This is a genomic window from Chryseobacterium sp. CP-77 (assembly GCF_036362765.1).
GTDB lineage: Bacteria > Bacteroidota > Bacteroidia > Flavobacteriales > Weeksellaceae > Chryseobacterium > Chryseobacterium cupriresistens.
Genome location: NZ_CP143637.1, coordinates 3091167 through 3111150, shown reverse-complemented (window position 1 = coordinate 3111150; position 19984 = coordinate 3091167). Strand labels below are relative to the sequence as shown.

Sequence of the window (19984 nt, the reverse complement as noted above, 5' to 3'; positions counted from 1 at the left end):
CGAGGAAAAATTTGACCTGATTGCAACCTCTATAAAAAAATGCTAAAACAGTATTCTTTTTTCTGGGCAATTTCATTCATATTTTTCGCAAACACTATTTTAAATCTTTAAAAACAAAAGAATTATATGTCTTATTTATTTACATCTGAATCAGTTTCAGAAGGACATCCGGATAAAATTGCCGACCAAATTTCCGATGCATTAATCGACCATTTCTTAGCATATGATAAAGATTCAAAAGTAGCATGTGAAACTCTTGTAACTACCGGACAGGTGGTATTGGCAGGAGAAGTAAAATCAGATGCTTACCTTGATGTACAGACTATTGCCAGAGAAGTAATCAACGGTATCGGATATACAAAAGGAGAATATATGTTCAATGGAGACTCTTGTGGAGTTATTTCTGCAATCCATGAACAGTCGCCAGATATAAACCAGGGTGTTGACAGAGCCGTAAATGATGAGTCTTTTGAAGCTAAAGCAAATGCACAGGGAGCCGGAGACCAGGGAATGATGTTCGGGTATGCCACTAATGAAACGGCTAATTATATGCCTCTTGCATTAGATCTTGCCCACACGATCCTTAAAGAACTTTCTGCCATCAGAAGAGAAAATAAGGAGATCACTTATCTTCGCCCGGATGCAAAAAGCCAGGTAACCATTGAGTATTCTGATGATCATAAGCCTATCAGAATTGATTCTATTGTAGTTTCTACTCAGCATGATGACTTTGGTACGGAAGAAGAAATGTTGAACAAGATCCGTGAGGATATCAAAAATATTCTGGTTCCAAGAGTTGTTGCACAGCAAACTGAGGAAATCAAAGCTTTATTCAACGATCAGATCAAATATCACATCAATCCTACAGGGAAATTTGTAATCGGAGGACCTCACGGAGATACCGGTCTTACAGGGAGAAAAATCATCGTAGATACTTACGGTGGTAAAGGAGCTCACGGTGGTGGTGCTTTCTCCGGAAAAGATCCTTCTAAAGTAGACAGAAGTGCTGCGTATGCAACAAGACACATTGCTAAAAACCTGGTGGCGGCAGGAGTGGCCGATGAAGTTCTGGTACAGGTTTCTTATGCTATTGGAGTAGCTGAGCCTTGTGGTTTGTATATTAATACGTACGGAACTGCAAAAGTGGATCTTCATGATGGGGATATCGCGAAAAAAGTTTCCGCTATTTTCGATTTAAGACCTTATGCTATTGAGCAGAATTTAAAATTAAGAAACCCAATTTATCAGGAAACCGCTTCTTACGGACACATGGGTAAAGAGCATTATGTAGCTGATAAAACTTTCAATAAAGGTCATAAGAATGAGATTACGTTAAAAGATCTTGAATTCTTTACCTGGGAGAAACTTGACAAAGTAGAGGAAATTAAAGCCGCTTTTGGAATTTAATTTCTCTTTAAAGAATAATAATGAACTGCTTTATCTTTGGATAAGGCAGTTTTTTTTAATTTTACACCTTAATAATATAGAAAGATGATGAATTTTAGAACTGTAGTTGCCGCCCTGTCTCTGTTTTTGCTAAATACATTAGTAAAAGCTCAATATACCATGCATAAAATGATCAGTGTTGGGTATACTTACCAGAATCAAAGTTTTGGTGAAGTAGGAGGGAAATTACTTTTTCTTAAAAATGATGATGTAATTTACAGATTGGGAGGTTCTGCCATGATGGGATCTGTGGATTCCAAATTTGCTATTATGCCGAAACTGCAGGCAGATGTACTTCTTAATTTTGAAAAAAATGTGGATTTCTATCACTCTTATTACTTTTTGGCAGGCGTTGAAGGAACCAATAAATACATTGCTCCTAAAATAGGAGTTACCTTATTTGGCATGCTTGATCTTACGGGAGGCTATGCCTTTCCTATTGGAGATACCCGTTTGAACGGAAAAGAGATGAAAGGGCTTAATATTAATTTTACATTAAATATTCCTACCGTATTCATTCATGATATGTTTAAATGATTTTTTTTTGATTTTTCTCTATAAAATTTAATAATAGGTTAACAGTTATTAAAAAATTATTATATTTACATCATAATAATTTGTACCGCCTATAGAAGAGACTCTACTCTAGAACTGTTTTGTTTACACAGCAAAGGCCAGAAGAAATATCTGGAGGAATACCTGTCTGCAAATATTTATATTGAGAAGAGTTATGAAATCAAAATCGGATAGTTTACTAATTTCCCTTTACCAGAAAGGTGATGAGGCGGCGTTGTCAACCCTCATTCACAGACATCAGAGAGAACTTTTTACATTCATTTTTTACAAAATTAATGATGAAGATTTGGCCAATGATATCTTTCAGGATACATTCATGAAAATCATTGTGATGCTAAAAGAAGGACGCTATAATGAAGAAGGTAAATTTATTCTGTGGGCGAAAAGAATTTCTCACAATTTAATCATCGATCATTTCAGGTCAAAAGCAAAGAATATCAAAGTTTCGGAAACTACTTTTGAAACGGATGAATATTCTATTTTTGATTTGATCAGAGAACCCTCAGAAAATATTGAAGATCAGCTGGTAACCAATCAGATTCAGGAGGATCTTCTGAGAATGCTGCAGTTTTTGCCGCAAAACCAACAGGAAGTAATCAAACTGAGGTTTTTCGATGGTTTAAGCTTCAAAGAAATTGCAGATCATACAGAGATGAGTATTAATACAACTTTAGGAAGAGTAAGATATGCACTCATCAACCTGAGAAAAATCATGGATGAAAATAATATAATATTAACAAGATAGATAATATTTCAGGAAATTTCACGTTTTAAAGAAAACATACTTCGCCTATGAAAAAAAATGATTCTTTAAAAGTGAAAACTTTGAAACCTAAGAAACAAACAATTGATTTTTTGCTGAATTTTTCTAAAAGCCTTGAGATTGTGAAAAGCAAGAGCAAAAATTATCCTATTACAAAAAATTAAAATTATTAACTTTGTGCTGTATGAAAATGCAGCACGTTTTTTTTGACCTGGATAATACACTCTGGGATCATCGCAGAAATGCCTATCTTACCATCAAAGATCTTTTTGAAAAACAGGAAATTACTTCGAAGTATCATATTGACTTTGAAGAGTTTCATTCTGTGTATCACGATATCAACGAAGAGTTGTGGGAAAAGATCAGAGACGGGATTATTGGCAAAGAGTACCTGAGAGAACACCGTTTTTATGACTCATTCAAACATTTCGGAATCGATAATAAAGAGCTTGCCCTTTATTTTGAAGAGCATTTCCTGGATAATATTGTGAGCCATAATGAACTGGTAGAGGGAGCAGAGGATGTTCTGGAATATCTGAAAGCTAAAAACTATACATTACACATTATTTCCAACGGATTTCAGGAAGTGACGGAAAGAAAATGTACCCTTTCCGGAATCGCTCCTTATTTTAAAACAATTACCAGTGCAGATGCCGTAGGAGTGAGAAAGCCCAATCCAAGGATTTTTGAATATTCGCTGGGACTTTCTGAAGCCAGAAAAGAAGAAAGTATCCTGATTGGTGACGACTGGATTGCAGATGCCATGGGAGCAACAGACTTCGGAATGGATGCTATTTTCTTTGATGTCTATAAAGAAGATAAACAGAAGGAAGGTTTAAAAGCCATTACCCATCTTCAGCAGATTAAGGAATACTTATAAAAAATGAAAGACATTAAAGTCTATACTGTAAAAGCCATTAAGATCATCTTAGTGGTTTTTTTTTGCTTTTTAAATATTTTCTAAAAATTAATGCAGACATCTGTAATCATCTGTGGTCAAATTTAAACTTTACCGTATTTATTTTTTACCGAAATCATTTTCCCAATTCTTTCCCAAATTGATTAGGAAATTTGCTCCATAATACTAACAGAAAAAATTAAATCGTATGAAAAATGTAAAGAAAATCACCGGAGTATTAATGATTGTTTTTTTATTAATCGGAGGCTTAGTTTCCGCACAAGACAGAGCAATCACAGCAAATCAGTTACCCAAAACAGCTAAAAACTTTCTTGCAATTCATTTCAAAGGCATCCCTGTAAACTCTGCAATAGAAGACAGAGAAATTTATGGAGTTGATGAATACAAAGTATATCTGACTAATGGAATGAAAATGGAGTTCGACAGCAGCGGAAACTGGAAAGAAGTGGATGGTAAACACCAGAAAATCCCATATGGTTTCATCCCTGCATCGATCAGAAATTACAGCACAAAGAATTTTCCCAATACTTACATCATCAAGATCGAGAAGAAAAGATGGTCTTATAAGGCAGAACTTTCCAATGGACTGGAGCTTGAATTTGACCGAAACGGGAATTTTAAAAAAATCGATGATTAACATTTAACCGAATACAAACACTCAATATTAATTACTATGGTCAACTGGAATGTAATAAACAGCAACGGAAGAAAGATTTCTTCTGCTCAGATTAGAAAGAATATGGTTTCATTTATGACAAGGAATCATCCTTGCAGCATCATTGACTCTATTGAAAAAAAATACAGTGCCTATAAAATTCATTTAATGAATGGTTTGTGTCTTGTTTTTGATGCAGACGGCCGGCATGTGAAATCAAATTAGACGATTCATGAAAAAGAACCTGAAGGAAGGAGGCAGAGAGCATTTCCATTTTGTAGATTTCTTATCGGTAGTAGATTTCTTATCGGTAATTTACCATATCACCCTTATACTGATGATATTATCGTAGACTTTCAGATGTGTATCTCTATCTAAGGCTTCCTCCTTATAATTTCCTATATTTGATATAAGTAAACCATGCAGCAGAGCATATAGATCCGGAATATGAAGATTTTAATAGTAGAAGATGAACCCGAACTGAAAGATACCGTACAGAAATTTCTGGAGGCAGAACACTTCATTGTAGAGTATGCAGAAAATTACAGTGGCGGACTGGAGAAAATTATTTCTTACGAATACGACTGTATTTTACTGGATATCATGCTGCCTGATGGAAACGGAATCGATCTGCTGAAAGAGATCAAAAAAATGCACAAGAAAGATCCTGTGATCATCCTTTCTGCCAAAGACTCAGTAGATGATAAGGTGGCCGGGCTGGAAATAGGAGCGGATGATTATCTTGCAAAACCTTTCCACCTTGCGGAGCTCATGGCCAGAATCAGGTCTGTGATCAGAAGGAAAAATCAGGATGGCGAAAATATCATCCGCTACAAAAATATCAGTATTGACCCGGAGAACAGAACGGTGAAAGTAGGTGATGAAGAGCTTGTTCTTAACCGTAAAGAATATGACCTTTTGTATTATTTTGTGATTCATCCGGAGAAGACCTTACAGAAAACAACACTGGCGGAAGCTATCTGGGGAGATTATATTGATCAGGCAGACAGTCTGGATTTCATTTATTCCCAGATTAAAAATCTTCGTAAAAAACTGAAAACTCTACATGCAGAGGCCGATTTTCAGGCGGTGTACGGAATAGGATATAAATTGATCTGATGAAAACTTCATTAAAATATTACACGATAAAGTACCTGATCATGATCCTGCTGCTGATCATAGCAGTGTGGGCGGGTCTTTTTTATGCCTACATTCTGGATGAAGTACACGATAATGTAGATGATGGCTTAAGAGATAGAAAAATACAGATCATTAAAGCTGTTTATCTTAATCCTCAGCTTTTGAAGAATAATGAATTTGGATTCAATGAATTTAAAATCAATCCGATCAAAGCCGGAGATTATCAGAATAAAAGCAGGCTGTACAATAAGATGTATTATATGGAATATGATGATAAAGATCAGCCTTACAGGGTTCTGGAAGCCGACTTTATTGATCAGTTCAAAGCGCATCAGCGGCTTGTTATCAGGACTTCAACGGTAGAAGAAGACGAATTGATATACGATCTCACAACAGCCTTAATAGTACTTTACATCCTTTTGGTGATAAGTATCGTAGCTGTTAACGGATATCTTCTTAATAAGGCGATGAGACCGTTCTATCAGATATTGGATAAACTAAAAAAATATCAGTTTGGAATTCCTTTTTCCCAGGAAAAACAGAACTATAAGATCACCGAGTTTGAAGAATTAAATGTAGAAATCAATGAAATGATTGAACGTAATGAACTGGTTTTCTATCAGCAGAAACAGTTTATTGAAAACGCTTCCCATGAACTTCAGACGCCTCTGGCTATCGTGATCAATAAAATTGATCTTATGATTCAGAATGATGATTTAGATAAAAAGAATCTCAACTTTCTTACTGAAGTGAAAAACGACCTGAGAAGAATGGTTGGACTGAATAAATCCTTACTTATGCTTTCCAGGATTGAAAACAGCCAGTTTAATAAAACTTCAGACGTTGATTTTAACAGAATGATTACTCAGCTGGTACAGAATTATGAAGACTTTATTGCATTTAAAAAAATTGAGGTCTCCATTATTGAGAAAGGACAGTTTATAGCAGATTTTAATCAGGATCTGGCAGATATTCTTTTATCCAACCTTCTTAAAAATGCAGTTAAATATAACCATCAGGAAGGGATTTTAAACATTATCGTGGAAAATAACCGGATAACATTTCAAAACAGCGGAAGTGCTGAACCTTTAGATAAATCCAGAATCTTTAACCGTTTCTATAAACAGGGGTCAGATCATACTTCTACAGGATTAGGGCTGTCTATCATCAAAACCATTATCAAACAATATCCGGGCTGGGATATTAATTATGAATATGGAGATCAGATGCATTACTTTATTCTGACAAAGAATAATGCCCATTAATAATACTTTATATCAATAGAAAAAGCCTTTCAGACGAAAGGCTTTCTTATGTGTAAAACTGAGATTAAAATCCTAAGCTTGTTCTTACTCTTTTCAGTGTTTCCAGCGCAATAGGTCTGGTTTTCTCAGCTCCCTGCTGAAGTTTTGCTTCAAGCTCATCGAGATTGTTCATATAATAAGCGAACGTTTCTCTTTCCTTCTCAAAACGTGCCAGAATAAGATCCAGAAGTTCTTTCTTAGCATGTCCGTATCCGAAGTTTCCGGCAAGATATTTTGCTCTTAATTCTTCAGTCTGTTCAGGCGTAGCAATCAGCTGATAAATCTGGAATGTTTTGTCCGTATCAGGATCCTTAGGCTCTTCTAAAGACTTGGAGTCTGATTCAATGCTCATCACCTGTTTTTTCAGCTCCTTTTCAGGTAAGAAAATATTGATGATATTTCCTCTTGATTTTGACATTTTCTGTCCGTCTGTCCCGGGAACATATTTAGTGTCCTCCTGAAGTTCAGATTGTGGAAGAACAAGAATTTCACCCATCTGATTGTTGAATCTTGAAGCGACATCTCTTGCAAATTCCAGGTGCTGAAGCTGATCTTTTCCTACAGGTACAATTTCAGCGTCATACAATAAAATATCTGCAGCCATCAGAATAGGATACGTAAACAAACCTGCGTTTACATCCTGAAGCCTGTCTGCTTTATCCTTAAATGAATGAGCCAATGTTAATCTTTGATAAGGAAAAAAACATGATAAATGCCAAGAAAGTTCACAGGTTTCAGCGATATCACTTTGTCTGTAGAAATATGTTTTTTCAGTATCCAATCCACAAGCAAGCCAAGCCGCAGCAATCTCGTAGGTATTTTGTCTTAAAGTCTGCGCATCTTTTATCTGGGTAAGTGTGTGAAGATTCGCAATAAATAAAAATGATTCATTTCCTTCCTGTTTGGATAACTCAATAGCAGGAATAATAGCCCCTAATAAATTTCCAAGATGGGGTGTTCCGGTGGCTTGAATGCCGGTAAGAATTCTTGACATTTGTTTACAATTTATATTTAAAATTAATGAACAGCAAATTTACGAGGTTTGCCGGGAATAATGAAAGATAAAAGATAAAAGATAAAAGATAAAAGATAAAAGATAAAAGATAAAAGATAAAAGATAAAAGATAAAAGATAAAAGATGTTGTTATTAAAATTCAATAGGGGTGGGCTTCAGCCCAGCCAGCTTAAAATTCAACATCCATCCATTGGCTTCAGCCAAAACCTATCAATTGGTAAAATTTTATTATCCTTCTACACAATCATCTGTGAAAATCTGTGCAATCAGTGGGAAAAATATTAAGGAATCACAATCTTCTCCCCTCCAAATTTCGGTTCCACACCAAAAAGAAGATCCCAATAGGCTTTAGCTTTTGCCAGATACTCCCTCAAATTGGTTTTTAAGCCCGCATACTTATTCACATCCTCTGCGTTATATCCAAAGGCATCCATTCCATTTTTTCTGGCCAGAAAAACAGCTCTTTCATTATGGAATTTCTGTGAGATAATGACCAGTTTCGTCTGCCCGAAAATATCTTTTGCTCTCACTACAGAATCCAGTGTTCTGAATCCGGCATGGTCTAAAATAATTTTATCATGATGAACTCCTTGCTGCATCAATGCCAGCTGCATATCTTCAGGCTCATTATAATCTTTGGTGCTATTGTCACCACTAACGATGATGTATTGTATTTTTCCGCTTTTGTATAAATCGGCAGCAGCCTTAATTCTGTTGTAAAAATAAGCATTTGGGGTTCCGTTGCTCAGGAGTTTTCCGGTTCCCAGTAATAAGCCGGTTTTTGATTCCGGTACATCAGCAATATTGTAGGAAACAAATGGTGCACTGTCTTTTTTGATGCTGTAATTTGCCCAGGCAATAAAAATAATTCCTGCAACCATAAGAAGCAGGAAAAATTTAACAATATTTTTGATTATTTTATTCATCTGAAAATAGATCATTTAAAATTCCAAACCGTTTGGAAAAGCTTTTTTTCTGAATATTAATAAGAAAGCAGCCCCTACTGTAATAGCAGAATCGGCAACATTGAAAATATATTTGAAGAACTCAATATGTTTTCCTCCGATCAAAGGCCAGCTGTCAGGAACGTACCAGTCTACTACAGGAAAATGAAGCATATCTACCACACATCCTTTCATAAAGGTGGAATATCCGTGCCCGAAAGGAACGATTTTAGAAATGCCGCCATAGCCAATCCATCGGTCAGTGCTGGCGTCATAAACAGTTCCGCTGTCGAAGATCATTCCGTAGAACATTCCATCAATAAGATTTCCGATAGCTCCTGCAAAAATAATCGCCATAGGAACTAAAAGATAATTGGAGGCTCCTTCTTTCAGCCATTTTCTGAACATATAGATCATACCTCCGATCAGGAATACTCTTAAGATGACCAGAAAATATTTTCCGATAATTCCTCCGAAATGAAATCCGTACGCCATTCCAGGATTTTCAACAAAAGTTTTGTTAAAGAAACCATTGATGACAGGAATACTCTCATTCAGTTCAAAATGAGTTTTGATATAAATTTTTGAAGCCTGGTCAATGAACAACACTAAAAATGTTATTGCTAAGATCTTTTTCATTACTGTCCTTTAGGTTTTGAAGGCTTTGATGCCGGCTTTACATTTTTATTATCGCTTGCTTTCCTGACTACTTTCTGTCCATTGAATGAGCTCTTTACATGAGCTTTTTCAAATTTAATCCCCATTTCCTTCAGAACACTTTTCAGTGCACTCAGCTCCATAGAATTTTTAGGATGTACTATGATAGATTCCATTTCTTATATTTATTTTTTTACATTTTGGACAATTCATCCAGCCTTTTTCTGTCTTTCTCAGACAAATCATTCACTCCGTTTTTGCCCATCTTACTCAAAAGTCTGTCGATTTCTTTCTCCCGCTCGCGTTTATCAGAATTGAATTGATCATCAATGGTATAATTATAATTTTTTTTCTGATCAGGGAAGAATCTGTTTTTGATCCATTCTCTGTTGAAAAATATGACAACTACGGCAATGATAACTCCCAAAATTAATAATTCGTTCATGGGTATACATTAAAAATTAGGTTTATAAAGTATCCGTAAATACGTTATAAACCCAATGTTATTTTACAAACCTTACGGTTATTTTTGCATGTTTTTCGCTTCGATGCTCAGCGTAGCGTGAGGAACGGCTAAAAGTCTTTCCTTAGGAATCAGCTTTCCTGTTACTCTGCAAACACCATACGTTTTATTTTCGATTCTGATCAAAGCATTTTTAAGATCACGCACGAATTTTTCCTGTCTTCCTGCCAAAATAGAATTCTGTTCTTTGCTCAACGTCTCTGCTCCTTCTTCAAAAGCTTTGAAAGTAGGAGACGTATCATCAGTACCATTATTCTGGTCATTGATAAAACTTTCTCTGATAAGCTGAAGATCCTTTTCTGCTTTTTCTATTTTTTCTTTAATGATCGCTTTAAATTCCTGTAAATCAGCATCGCTGTATCTAACTCTTTCGTCTGACATATTCTTTCTCTTTTTTAATAAAATTATGAAATGGAATTTGAAATATAATAACTACAGGTTAATTTTTTTCAACATTTATCTTAAAATTAACCTCATCTATTTCGATTTCGTTAAAATTTAAAAGTGAAGATACAATTTCTATTTTATTTGACAAGACTTCGGAAGAAATATATTCTTCATTTTTCTTAATCTCATTCAGGAAAGGAGAACTTTCTTCCAATGTGATTGAAATTCTGTCTGTCAGTTCAAAGTCTTTATCTTTTCGCAGGTTCTGAATTCTGTTGATGAACTCTCTTGCGATCCCTTCAGATTTTAACTCATCGGTTAACGTCAAATCTAATGCCACAGTTGTTTTTCCATCAGAAGTTACGGTCCATCCCGGGATATCTTTTGTAGAGATTTCTACATCATCAAGGGTGATTTCATATCCCTGAACGTCTGTTTTTCCTTCTTTTTCAAGACTGGCAATCTGTTCTGCACTAAGATTAGCAATCTCTGCACCCACCACCTTCATATCTTTTCCTAATTTAGGACCAAGCGCTTTGAAGTTCGGTTTTATCTGTTTTACAATTAAATGGGATGCTTCTTCAGCATTGATTAACTGTAATTCTTTCACGTTCACCTCCTGTTTGATCAGATCTGCAACTGCAAGAATCTGCTCTTCTGTTTTAGAATCCAGTACAGGAACCAATACTTTTTGTAAAGGCTGACGAACTTTTACATTTTCTTTCTTTCTCAATGAGAAAACCATACTTGTAATGTTCTGTGCCAAATGAGTCTTTTCAACCAGATCCTGATCGATTAAACTTTCATCAGCTACCGGGAAGTCTGTAAGGTGTACAGATTCACAATTTTCCTTACCTGTTACTTTATTTAAATCCTGATACAACTGATCCATGAAGAACGGAGCAATAGGAGCGGAAAGCTTAGCTACTGTTTCAAGACAAGTGTATAAAGTCTGGTAAGCAGAGATCTTATCATCAGAATAATCTCCTTTCCAGAAACGTCTTCTGCATAGTCTTACATACCAATTACTCAGGTTGTCGTTCACAAAAGTACTGATCGCTCTTGCTACTCTTGTCGGCTCGTAGTCTTCATAGAAAGCTTTTACCTCCTTAATCAGAAGATTAAGCTCAGAAAGGATCCATCTGTCGATTTCAGGACGGTTTTCCACTTCTTTTTCCGAATAGTTGAAGCCATCCACATTCGCATACAAAGCGAAGAATGAATAGGTATTGTAAAGTGTTCCGAAGAACTTTCTTCTTACTTCGTCAATTCCTTCAATATCAAACTTCAGGTTTTCCCATGGGTTGGCATTGGAAATCATGTACCAACGCGTAGCATCAGGTCCGTATACAGCAAGTGTTTCGAACGGATCTACAGCATTTCCTAAACGTTTTGACATTTTTTGTCCGTTCTTATCCAGAACAAGACCGTTACTCATTACATTTTTATAAGCAACCGAATCAAACACAGCTGTTCCGATAGCGTGAAGCGTATAGAACCATCCACGGGTCTGGTCAACACCTTCTGCGATGAAATCAGCAGGGAATGCTTTATTATTGTCGATTAATTCTTTGTTTTCGAAAGGATAATGCAACTGTGCATAAGGCATAGACCCTGAATCGAACCAAACATCGATCAGGTCGCTCTCACGTTTCATTGCTTTTCCTGAATCAGAAACCAATACCACTTTGTCAACCACGTTTTTGTGAAGATCCACAAGCTCATAGTTAGACTCAGCCATATTTCCGATGATGAAACCTTTGAAAGGGTTTTCAGTCATCAGTCCTGCTGCAATTGATTTTTCGATTTCATTGTATAACTCTTCTACAGAACCGATGATTTTTTCTTCTTTCAGATCATCTGTTCTCCAGATCGGCAATGGAATACCCCAATATCTTGAACGGGATAAGTTCCAGTCGTTTACATTTTCCAACCAATTGGCAAAACGTCCTTCTCCGGTAGCTTTTGGCTTCCAGTTGATCTCTTTGTTCAAATTAACCAGTCTGTCTTTTACAGCAGTCATTTTCACAAACCATGAATCCAACGGGTAATACAATACCGGTTTATCTGTTCTCCAGCAGTGTGGATAAGAGTGGACATATTTTTCTACTTTGAAAGCCTTGTTCTCCATTTTCAATAAGATGGCAAGTTCTACATCCCATGATTTCTCAGGAGCAGTTCCTTCATCGTAGTATTCGTTTTTGATATAAGTTCCGGAGAATACCTCAGGCACATTTTCTCCTTTGATGAATTTCCCTTGTAAATCTACCAATGGTACAAGATTATCATTTTCATCTTTTACCAGCATCGGTGGAACCTCAGGCTGAGCCATTTTAGCTACTCTCGCATCATCAGCACCAAAAGTAGGTGCCGTGTGAACGATACCTGTACCATCTTCTGTCGTAACGAAATCTCCAAGGATCACTCTGAATGCATTCTCAGGATTGTCATTGGGGGTAAACCAAGGAACTAATTGCTCATATCTTGTATCAACAAGTTTTTCTCCTGTAAACTCTTTTAATATTCTGAAAGGAATTACTTTAGTCTCCGGAGTATAGTTGGCAAAATCCTCATCTGTACCTACTGTATATTTTTTACCGAAAACTTTAGGTAAAAGAACACTTGATAAAACTACAGTTACAGGTTCAAATGTATACTGATTGAAGGTTTTAACCAAAACATATTCAATATCTCTTCCTACGGTAAGAGCCGTATTGGACGGAAGTGTCCATGGAGTTGTTGTCCATGCAAGGATATGTACATCCCCGTCAACATCGTTGAACAAAGCTGAAGAGTCTTTCTTCACTTTAAACTGAGCCACAACCGTTGTATCTGAAACATCACGATAGGTTCCAGGCTGGTTAAGCTCATGAGAAGAAAGTCCTGTTCCTGCTTTTGGAGAGTAAGGCTGGATCGTGTAGCCTTTGTACAATAAGTCTTTATTGTACAATTGCTTCAATAGCCACCAAACCGTTTCCATATATTTTGACTTGTACGTGATGTACGGATCATCAAGGTCTACCCAATATCCGATTTTTTCCGTAAGGTTATTCCATACATCGGTATAACGCATCACGGCTTCACGACAAGCTTTGTTATAGTCTTCAATAGAGATTTTTTTGCCAATATCTTCTTTAGTGATTCCTAATTCTTTTTCTACACCCAGTTCCACAGGAAGACCATGCGTATCCCAGCCTGCTTTACGGAAAACCTGCTTTCCGTTTTGAGTCTGGTAACGGCAGAAAATATCTTTCAATGCTCTTGCCATTACGTGGTGAATTCCGGGCATACCGTTTGCTGAAGGCGGACCTTCATAAAAAACAAACTCAGGATTTCCCTGACGAATCTCAACACTCTTATTGAAGGTTTTATTTTGTTTCCAAAATTCCGCTACATTCTCTGCTACGTCAATAAGGTTGAGGTTTTTGTATTCTTTAAATTGGCTCATTGTAAATATCTCAATATCGTTGATTAATTAAGTCTGCAAATTTACTAAAATTTGTCGGTTTATAATATATGTTTTATTTCGATATCATCTATTAAAAAGTTCAATTTCAGAAATATAAATGGAGAAAGTGAGAAAAAGTGAATGGTGAATAGTCAATAAGTGAATTTTTCCGGGTGTTTTTTATATAAAATTTAATGCAATTTATTCAATAGGAGCGGGCTTCAGCCCGCTTAAATAATAAAAATAAATCCTACGGCTTTAGCCAAAACCTAATGATTGCGCAAAGTTCACAAAGATGTATGGATAATGTAAGATCGGTCGCAAAGGCGTTTCACTCAGCAGGGGAAATATGGGGTGGGAAAAACAAAATTGATTCGAAGATTGGCTAGAGTACGAAGCACGGATTGGCCGAAATTTTGTACATTTAAGTAGATCTATAAACTCAAATGCTGTATGAAAATCTTTCCCCAACTGATATTTATGATTTGTTTAATTAGCAGTATCATCACTCAGGCTCAAAATAATTATCCACAAAATTATTTCAGGAATCCACTCAACATTCCCATGCAGCTGGCTGCCAATTTTGGAGCTATCAGGACTAATCACTTTCATATGGGACTTGACTTAAGGACCAACAGTCAGGAAAATCTGCCGGTTCTTGCAGCCGCAGAAGGCTATGTAAGCAGAATAAAAGTAGAGCGTTACGGATTTGGAAATGCAGTGTACATCACTCATCCCAACGGTTATACCACAGTATATGCCCACCTGAATAAATACTTCAGTAAACTGGATGAATATGTAAAGGAAAAACAATATAAAGACGAAAAGTGGGAGCAGGATATTACTTTTCAGCCCGGACAGTTTCCTGTGGAGAAAGGGCAACAGATTGCATTGAGTGGAAATACCGGAGGATCTGCTGGCCCGCATCTTCATTTTGAAATAAGAGATACCAAAACAGAGGAATGCTTAAATCCGTTACTTTTTGGCTTTGCCATTCCTGATAATATTGCCCCGATTATTAGCGGATTGTATTGGTATGACCGACGTTTCAGTACGTATGAACCCGGTGCGAATAGTATTGCCGTAAAAAAAGCTGGAAATGCTTATACGTCTAATCTTGTTCAGGTGAGTTCTCCGGAGATAAGTTTGGGCGTTAAAGCCGTTGATAAAGCTAATCAAGGTTTTAATCTGGGTATATATAATGCGGAATTATTCATGGACGGTAAGCTGATTTATAGTTTAAAAACTGATAAAATTCATTATGATGATACCCGGTATATCAACGGCTGTATAGACTATACCAAATTCATCAGGGATAAAATGGGAATTCAGCACCTGTCCGATTTACCAGGAATGCATCTTCAGAATTATAGTCTTCCAAACTTAAGTGGGATTATCAAACTTCAGGATGAAAATGTTCATGCCATTGAGATTGTTCTGAGAGACGTCAAAGGAAATACAAGCCGCTTAACAACAAAACTCCAGTTAAATACAACTTCAGATAAAATATCTTCCACGGGAAAAACAATAATGGCTAACGAAGCGAAAACCATTACCACAGAAAATACAGAGATTGCTTTCAGTAAAAATGCCATGTATGATGCAGTAAATTTCAATGCCTATGAAAAACCGGATACAGATCCGAATGCTGTTTCAAATACCATTGTTTTGCATAATCCATACATTCCCGTTCAGGGTGAATATACCTTGAAAACAAAACCGAATAGAAAATTAACCAATACAGAAAAAGATAAGACAGTTATTGTTCTTGATTACGGAAGTGATAAAGATTTTGTAAAAGCAAAATGGAATGGTGACTGGGCAGAAGGGAAATTCAACAGATTGGGTACGGCGAAATTGTTGATTGACAATAATCTTCCATCCGTTTCATCAGGCTGGGCAGAAGGAGTATTGGTTAATAGCAGTTCATTACTTTTAAAGGGAACAACGAAAGTGGGAGATATTGTATCATTTCGTGCCGAACTGGATGGTAAATGGCTGAGGTTTGCGAGAGTAAAAGACAATTTTGTCTACACTTTTGATGAAAAATCTCCTAAAGGAAGCGGTTCTCATACTTTAAAAGTAACAACCATCAATACCGCCGGGAATACCAATACACAAACTTTTACGTTTAAGAGATAATTCATCTTTTAATACTTGAATCTTTAAATCTTTTAATTTTAATTAGATAAATTTGCTTTTTAAAAATTAAAATCATTGGAATTTCATCCGTCAATCGAGAAAGCAGGGATTCAGGAAATCAAATTGTTTCAGGAAGAAAAACTTCGTGAACTTTTGATCTATCTTGAAACTCATTCGCCGTTTTATCAGAAACTGTTCAAAGAAAATAATATTAGTATTGAGGATATTCGTACTTTGGAAGATCTTCAGAAGATTCCTACCACCACAAAGAATGATCTTCAGCAGTACAATCATGATTTTTTCTGCATACCACCGCATAAAATTGTGGATTACAGCACCACTTCCGGAACATTGGGAGATCCGGTGACTTTCGGATTGTCCGACAGTGATCTGGAAAGGCTTGCGTACAATGAAGCGATATCTTTTGCCTGTGCAGGAATTCAGAAAGGAGATGTTGTGCAGATGATTACCACCATAGATAAAAGGTTTATGGCTGGGCTTGCTTATTTTCTTGGTTTAAGAAAAATGGGGGCAAGCGTAGTAAGAATGGGACCGGGAATTCCTGAACTGCAATGGGATTCTATCTTCAGATACAAACCCAGATATCTGATCACCGTTCCTTCTTTTCTGTTGAAAATGATTGATTATGCCGAAAAACATGGACTGGATTATAAAAATTCAGGTGTTTACGGTGCTGTTTGCATTGGAGAAAGTATCAAAAATCAGGATTTTACAGACAATATTCTTTCACAGAAAATCAAAGAAAAATGGGACATCAAACTCTTTTCCACCTATGCTTCTACCGAAATGAGCACTGCCTTTACAGAATGTGAATTCCAGATCGGAGGACATCACCATCCGGAACTGATTATTACAGAAATTCTGGATGATGAAGGAAATCCTGTAAAAAAAGGAGAAAGCGGAGAACTTACGATTACGACTTTGGGAGTGGAAGCCATTCCTTTGTTGAGGTTTAAAACCGGAGATCTTGTAAAAGCCCACTATGAGCCATGCAAGTGTGGAAGAAATACAATGAGATTAGGACCTGTTGTAGGAAGAAAGCAGCAGATGATCAAATACAAAGGGACAACGCTGTATCCTCCTGCTATGAATGATATTTTAAATGATTTTAATAATATCTTATGCTACCAGATTGTGATTCATGCCAACGAAATCGGACTTGATGAGATTATCATTAAACTTAGTACAGAAGCAGATCATGAAGGGTTTGTCAATGAAGTAAGAGACCACTTCCGTGCAAAATTGAGAGTAAGTCCTAAAATTGAAATCATCGATTTTGATATTCTTTCTAAAGCAGTTTTTAATCCAAACAGCAGAAAACCGATTAATTTTATTGATTTACGCTGATCTGCTTTTCTTAAAAATTAATATTATTCTTTTTATTTTACACTTATTCCGGCTTAAATTAGCCGGATTTTTTCTTACTAGATCAATAAAATGTCTTTTTTACGAAAATCCGTTATTTAGAGTCTTATTGAGTAATTTTACGGGAATTAAACATAAAAAAATGAAAAAAAAATTAATTCTGATGGCTGGCTTAACTATAGGCCTTGCATTAGTATCATGTAAAAAACAAGGTAATGAACTTGAAAAAGAACTCTCGGCAGCACATGCTAAATTGAAATCTGATCATAGCAAATTAGAAGCAGCTCATTCGGTAATGGAAAAAGAACATGCTGCTTTTACCAGTATTCATCACCTGCAGAATGAACCTGCTACCAGTGAGCATAACAAAATAGAGGCTTTGCATAAGGATATTCTGCAGCAGCATACAGACCTGCTTATCAGGCATTCTGAAATTATAAAAAAACATGATGAACTGGAGAAAAAGCATGCAACTGAAAATTTTGACATCAATCAGTTGAAAGCTGATCATGATCGAATGATGAAAGAGGATGAAGAACTGATACGGGAACATACAAAAATGACAGAAGATCATACAAAAATGATGGCAGAAGATGATAAGATAAAGAAAGAAGATAAATTGAAATAATTTTGTACAAAACGGTCTGAACTTTCAGACTGTTTTTTTCTGTTACTTATCAATAAAAGTAAATATATTTGGGCGCTTAAATAAAAACTAATTTAAAAAATATGAGAAAATTATTGTTATTGCTGTTCATGGCAATTGGAGTGGTGGCTTTTGCCCAAAATCAAATTAAAGTCGAATCCGGAAATTTTGATTTTTTAAAAGATCAAAACGAAGTGAATGTTCAGTTGGTGTTTGATAATGCAGTCTATCAGGAGAAGAACATGACGGAAACTCAATACCTGGAAAACAGGAAAGCGGATATTACAGCCAAAAAAAGCGAAGCTGTATGGAAAAACTGGATTTATCAGTGGGGACAGTTTAAAAATTCCGAATATTTGGACTATTTCCTTAAAGGCATAAATGGGAAATCCAAAAAAGTAGTTTTCAAAAAGGATACAAACACAAAATACACGCTGATTATTGATGCAAAATGGATTTATGCCGGCTGGTATGGCGGAATGATAGGTTCTCAGGAAGCAAAATTAACAGCAGATATGAAGTTTGTGGAAACTGATGATCCTTCGAAAGTAGTGATGAGATTACAAGCAGATAAAATAGGAGGCAAGCAAATGAATAAACAATTTGCATGGGAATACGGAAGAATAGCTGCGGCCTATGAAGTTACCGGAAAAAAATTGGGAAAGGAAATCAAAGAAGTTATAAAATAAACAAAAACGGTCTGAATTTTTTCAGACCGTTTTTGTTATGCTTGATTTTGCTGCTCCTGTTTTTCCAGCTTGATCAGGTTCGCAAGATTTTTAATTACCGTATCGTGCTTTCTCACAAAAGGATTGTCTTTATTCCAGACATAGCCTGCTAAAACAGCACAGATCTTTTTCTTGACGTCCGGATTTTCCGGCTGATGGAAGAATAGCTCCTGAAGATTTCCGGTATACCATTCTTTTACATAGGTGGTGAAAACATCTACTCCGTATAAAATATAATCTGTATATTCTTTCTGCCAGTCAATTTTTTCTCCGTTTAATTGTCTTAACGCGAGTTTGGCGGCAAGCATTCCGGATTCTGTGGCAAAAGCCATTCCTGAAGAAAAAACCGGATCAAGGAATTCTGAAGCATTTCCTGTTAAAGCAAATCCGTCTCCGAATAAACTTTTAACCGAACATGAATAATCTTTCAGATGTTTAGGTTCAAAAAGGAAATCTACATTTCCAAAACGTTTTACGTAATATTCAGAAAGAGAAATCGCTTTTCTTAATGCTTCCGTTGTATCTCCGTTTTCAGATAATTTATCGATATATTCAGTAGGGCCTACAATTCCTAAACTTGTGTTTCCGTTGGAAAAAGGAATTACCCAAAGCCATACTTCTGTTTCAATAATGTCAAAAGAAATCAAAGTTCCTTCCTCTCCAGGTTCTCTGTTGATATCGTTTACATGAGAGAAAATGGCAGAGTGAGGGGACAGTTTTGAAGGTTTTTCAAGATCAAGCAGACGAGGCAGTACTCTTCCGTAGCCACTGGAATCGATAACGAATTTGGCGTGGATTTCTTTTGTTTCTCCATCCTTGTTTCTTACCGTAGTTATAGAATCTGTTCCGTCAAATTTGATATCTATCACTTCAGTTTCAAACTCAAGATCAATTCCTTTGTTAATGACTTCCTGAGCAAGCGTATTATCAAAATCAGCTCTTGGAACCTGCCAGGTCCAGTCCCAGCCTTCCCCGAATTTGTTGCTGAAATCAAAAATGCAGACTTCCTCACCACGAAGGAAACGAGCCCCAAGCTTTTTTTCAAAGCCCATTTTGTCTAATGCAGGGAAAAGTCCGGCCTCCTCAAAGTGGTCCATTACCCTTGGAATTAAGCTTTCTCCAACTACGAGTCTGGGGAATTTTGTTTTTTCAACTACTTTTACGCTGACATTATTGTTCTTCAGGTACGAAGAAGACACGCATCCGGAGGGTCCGGCTCCGATTACAAGAACGTCAACAAATTCTTTGCTCATCTTTGATTTTTTATTTTAATAATAACTTTTATCTTTGCCGCAAAATTAGTGA

The 19984-nt window shown here is 36.3% G+C and carries 21 protein-coding genes; 13 read left to right on the top strand and 8 right to left on the bottom strand.

Annotation, left to right across the window (positions count from 1 at the left end; translation table 11 throughout):
• Positions 1–126 precede the first annotated feature (126 nt).
• The 9 genes from metK (at position 127) to porY (ending at position 6764) form a co-directional block, all read left to right on the top strand.
• Positions 127–1407 carry a methionine adenosyltransferase gene (metK, locus tag V0410_RS13825; protein WP_110009876.1) on the top strand — a complete coding sequence of 427 codons (1281 nt, stop codon included), beginning with the start codon at positions 127–129 and terminating at the stop codon, positions 1405–1407.
• 84 nt (positions 1408–1491) lie between these two features.
• Positions 1492–1983, top strand: coding sequence for a hypothetical protein (locus V0410_RS13820; protein ID WP_330744220.1), 492 nt, complete (start codon positions 1492–1494; stop codon positions 1981–1983).
• Positions 1984–2176: 193 nt separating this feature from the next.
• On the top strand, positions 2177–2767 hold the full coding sequence (locus V0410_RS13815) for an RNA polymerase sigma factor (protein WP_110009874.1): 591 nt from the start codon (positions 2177–2179) through the stop codon (positions 2765–2767).
• Positions 2768–2814: 47 nt separating this feature from the next.
• Positions 2815–2949 (top strand): hypothetical protein, encoded by a 135-nt coding sequence (locus V0410_RS13810; protein ID WP_262510398.1) that lies wholly within the window; start codon positions 2815–2817, stop codon positions 2947–2949.
• Between the two features lie 20 nt (positions 2950–2969).
• On the top strand, positions 2970–3665 hold the full coding sequence (locus V0410_RS13805; protein ID WP_330744216.1) for a YjjG family noncanonical pyrimidine nucleotidase: 696 nt from the start codon (positions 2970–2972) through the stop codon (positions 3663–3665).
• A gap of 226 nt (positions 3666–3891) precedes the next feature.
• Entirely contained in the window at positions 3892–4341 is a 450-nt protein-coding gene (locus tag V0410_RS13800) for a PepSY-like domain-containing protein (RefSeq protein WP_330744214.1), read from the top strand.
• A gap of 36 nt (positions 4342–4377) precedes the next feature.
• A complete protein-coding gene (locus V0410_RS13795) occupies positions 4378–4584 on the top strand; it encodes a hypothetical protein (protein ID WP_330744212.1) in 207 nt (68 codons plus the stop codon).
• Between the two features lie 222 nt (positions 4585–4806).
• Positions 4807–5478, top strand: coding sequence for a response regulator transcription factor (locus V0410_RS13790; protein WP_110009870.1), 672 nt, complete (start codon positions 4807–4809; stop codon positions 5476–5478).
• A complete protein-coding gene (gene porY, locus V0410_RS13785) occupies positions 5478–6764 on the top strand; it encodes a sensor histidine kinase (RefSeq protein ID WP_330744210.1) in 1287 nt (428 codons plus the stop codon). The genes V0410_RS13790 and porY overlap by 1 nt, the downstream gene beginning before the upstream one ends.
• A 64-nt stretch (positions 6765–6828) precedes the next feature.
• Here the strand turns inward: porY and trpS are convergent, their stop codons facing one another.
• The 7 genes from trpS to ileS form a co-directional block, all read right to left on the bottom strand.
• Entirely contained in the window at positions 6829–7797 is a 969-nt protein-coding gene (trpS, locus tag V0410_RS13780; protein ID WP_330744208.1) for a tryptophan--tRNA ligase, read from the bottom strand.
• A 302-nt stretch (positions 7798–8099) separates the two neighbouring features.
• Positions 8100–8744 (bottom strand): SanA/YdcF family protein, encoded by a 645-nt coding sequence (locus V0410_RS13775; RefSeq protein ID WP_330744206.1) that lies wholly within the window; start codon positions 8742–8744, stop codon positions 8100–8102.
• Positions 8745–8759: 15 nt separating this feature from the next.
• A complete protein-coding gene (locus V0410_RS13770; protein WP_110009867.1) occupies positions 8760–9401 on the bottom strand; it encodes a lipoprotein signal peptidase in 642 nt (213 codons plus the stop codon).
• On the bottom strand, positions 9401–9595 hold the full coding sequence (locus V0410_RS13765; protein ID WP_110009866.1) for a DUF2683 family protein: 195 nt from the start codon (positions 9593–9595) through the stop codon (positions 9401–9403). The genes V0410_RS13770 and V0410_RS13765 overlap by 1 nt, the downstream gene beginning before the upstream one ends.
• 17 nt (positions 9596–9612) lie before the next feature.
• Complete coding sequence (locus V0410_RS13760; RefSeq protein ID WP_202839912.1) at positions 9613–9864, bottom strand: DUF6576 domain-containing protein; 252 nt, start codon at positions 9862–9864, stop codon at positions 9613–9615.
• Positions 9865–9942: 78 nt separating this feature from the next.
• Positions 9943–10323: a TraR/DksA family transcriptional regulator gene (locus V0410_RS13755; RefSeq protein ID WP_002983772.1), complete on the bottom strand. Its 381-nt coding sequence runs from the start codon at positions 10321–10323 to the stop codon at positions 9943–9945.
• Positions 10324–10381: 58 nt separating this feature from the next.
• Complete coding sequence (ileS, locus tag V0410_RS13750; protein ID WP_330744175.1) at positions 10382–13777, bottom strand: isoleucine--tRNA ligase; 3396 nt, start codon at positions 13775–13777, stop codon at positions 10382–10384.
• 480 nt (positions 13778–14257) lie between these two features.
• Between ileS and V0410_RS13745 the strand changes: the two genes are divergently transcribed.
• The 4 genes from V0410_RS13745 to V0410_RS13730 all read left to right on the top strand — a co-directional run bounded on the left by V0410_RS13745 (position 14258) and on the right by V0410_RS13730 (position 18640).
• Positions 14258–15919: a M23 family metallopeptidase gene (locus V0410_RS13745; RefSeq protein WP_330744173.1), complete on the top strand. Its 1662-nt coding sequence runs from the start codon at positions 14258–14260 to the stop codon at positions 15917–15919.
• A gap of 75 nt (positions 15920–15994) precedes the next feature.
• Positions 15995–17287 carry a phenylacetate--CoA ligase family protein gene (locus V0410_RS13740; protein WP_330744170.1) on the top strand — a complete coding sequence of 431 codons (1293 nt, stop codon included), beginning with the start codon at positions 15995–15997 and terminating at the stop codon, positions 17285–17287.
• A 160-nt stretch (positions 17288–17447) separates the two neighbouring features.
• The gene (locus tag V0410_RS13735) at positions 17448–17933 is read left to right on the top strand and encodes a hypothetical protein (protein WP_330744168.1); all 486 of its coding nucleotides are present in this window, start codon (positions 17448–17450) and stop codon (positions 17931–17933) included.
• 101 nt (positions 17934–18034) lie between these two features.
• The gene (locus V0410_RS13730) at positions 18035–18640 is read left to right on the top strand and encodes a hypothetical protein (RefSeq protein WP_330744166.1); all 606 of its coding nucleotides are present in this window, start codon (positions 18035–18037) and stop codon (positions 18638–18640) included.
• Between the two features lie 35 nt (positions 18641–18675).
• Here V0410_RS13730 and V0410_RS13725 read toward each other — a convergent pair whose 3' ends face one another.
• Positions 18676–19932, bottom strand: a complete 1257-nt coding sequence (locus V0410_RS13725) for an NAD(P)/FAD-dependent oxidoreductase (RefSeq protein ID WP_114821690.1) — start codon at positions 19930–19932, stop codon at positions 18676–18678.
• Positions 19933–19984 lie beyond the last annotated feature (52 nt).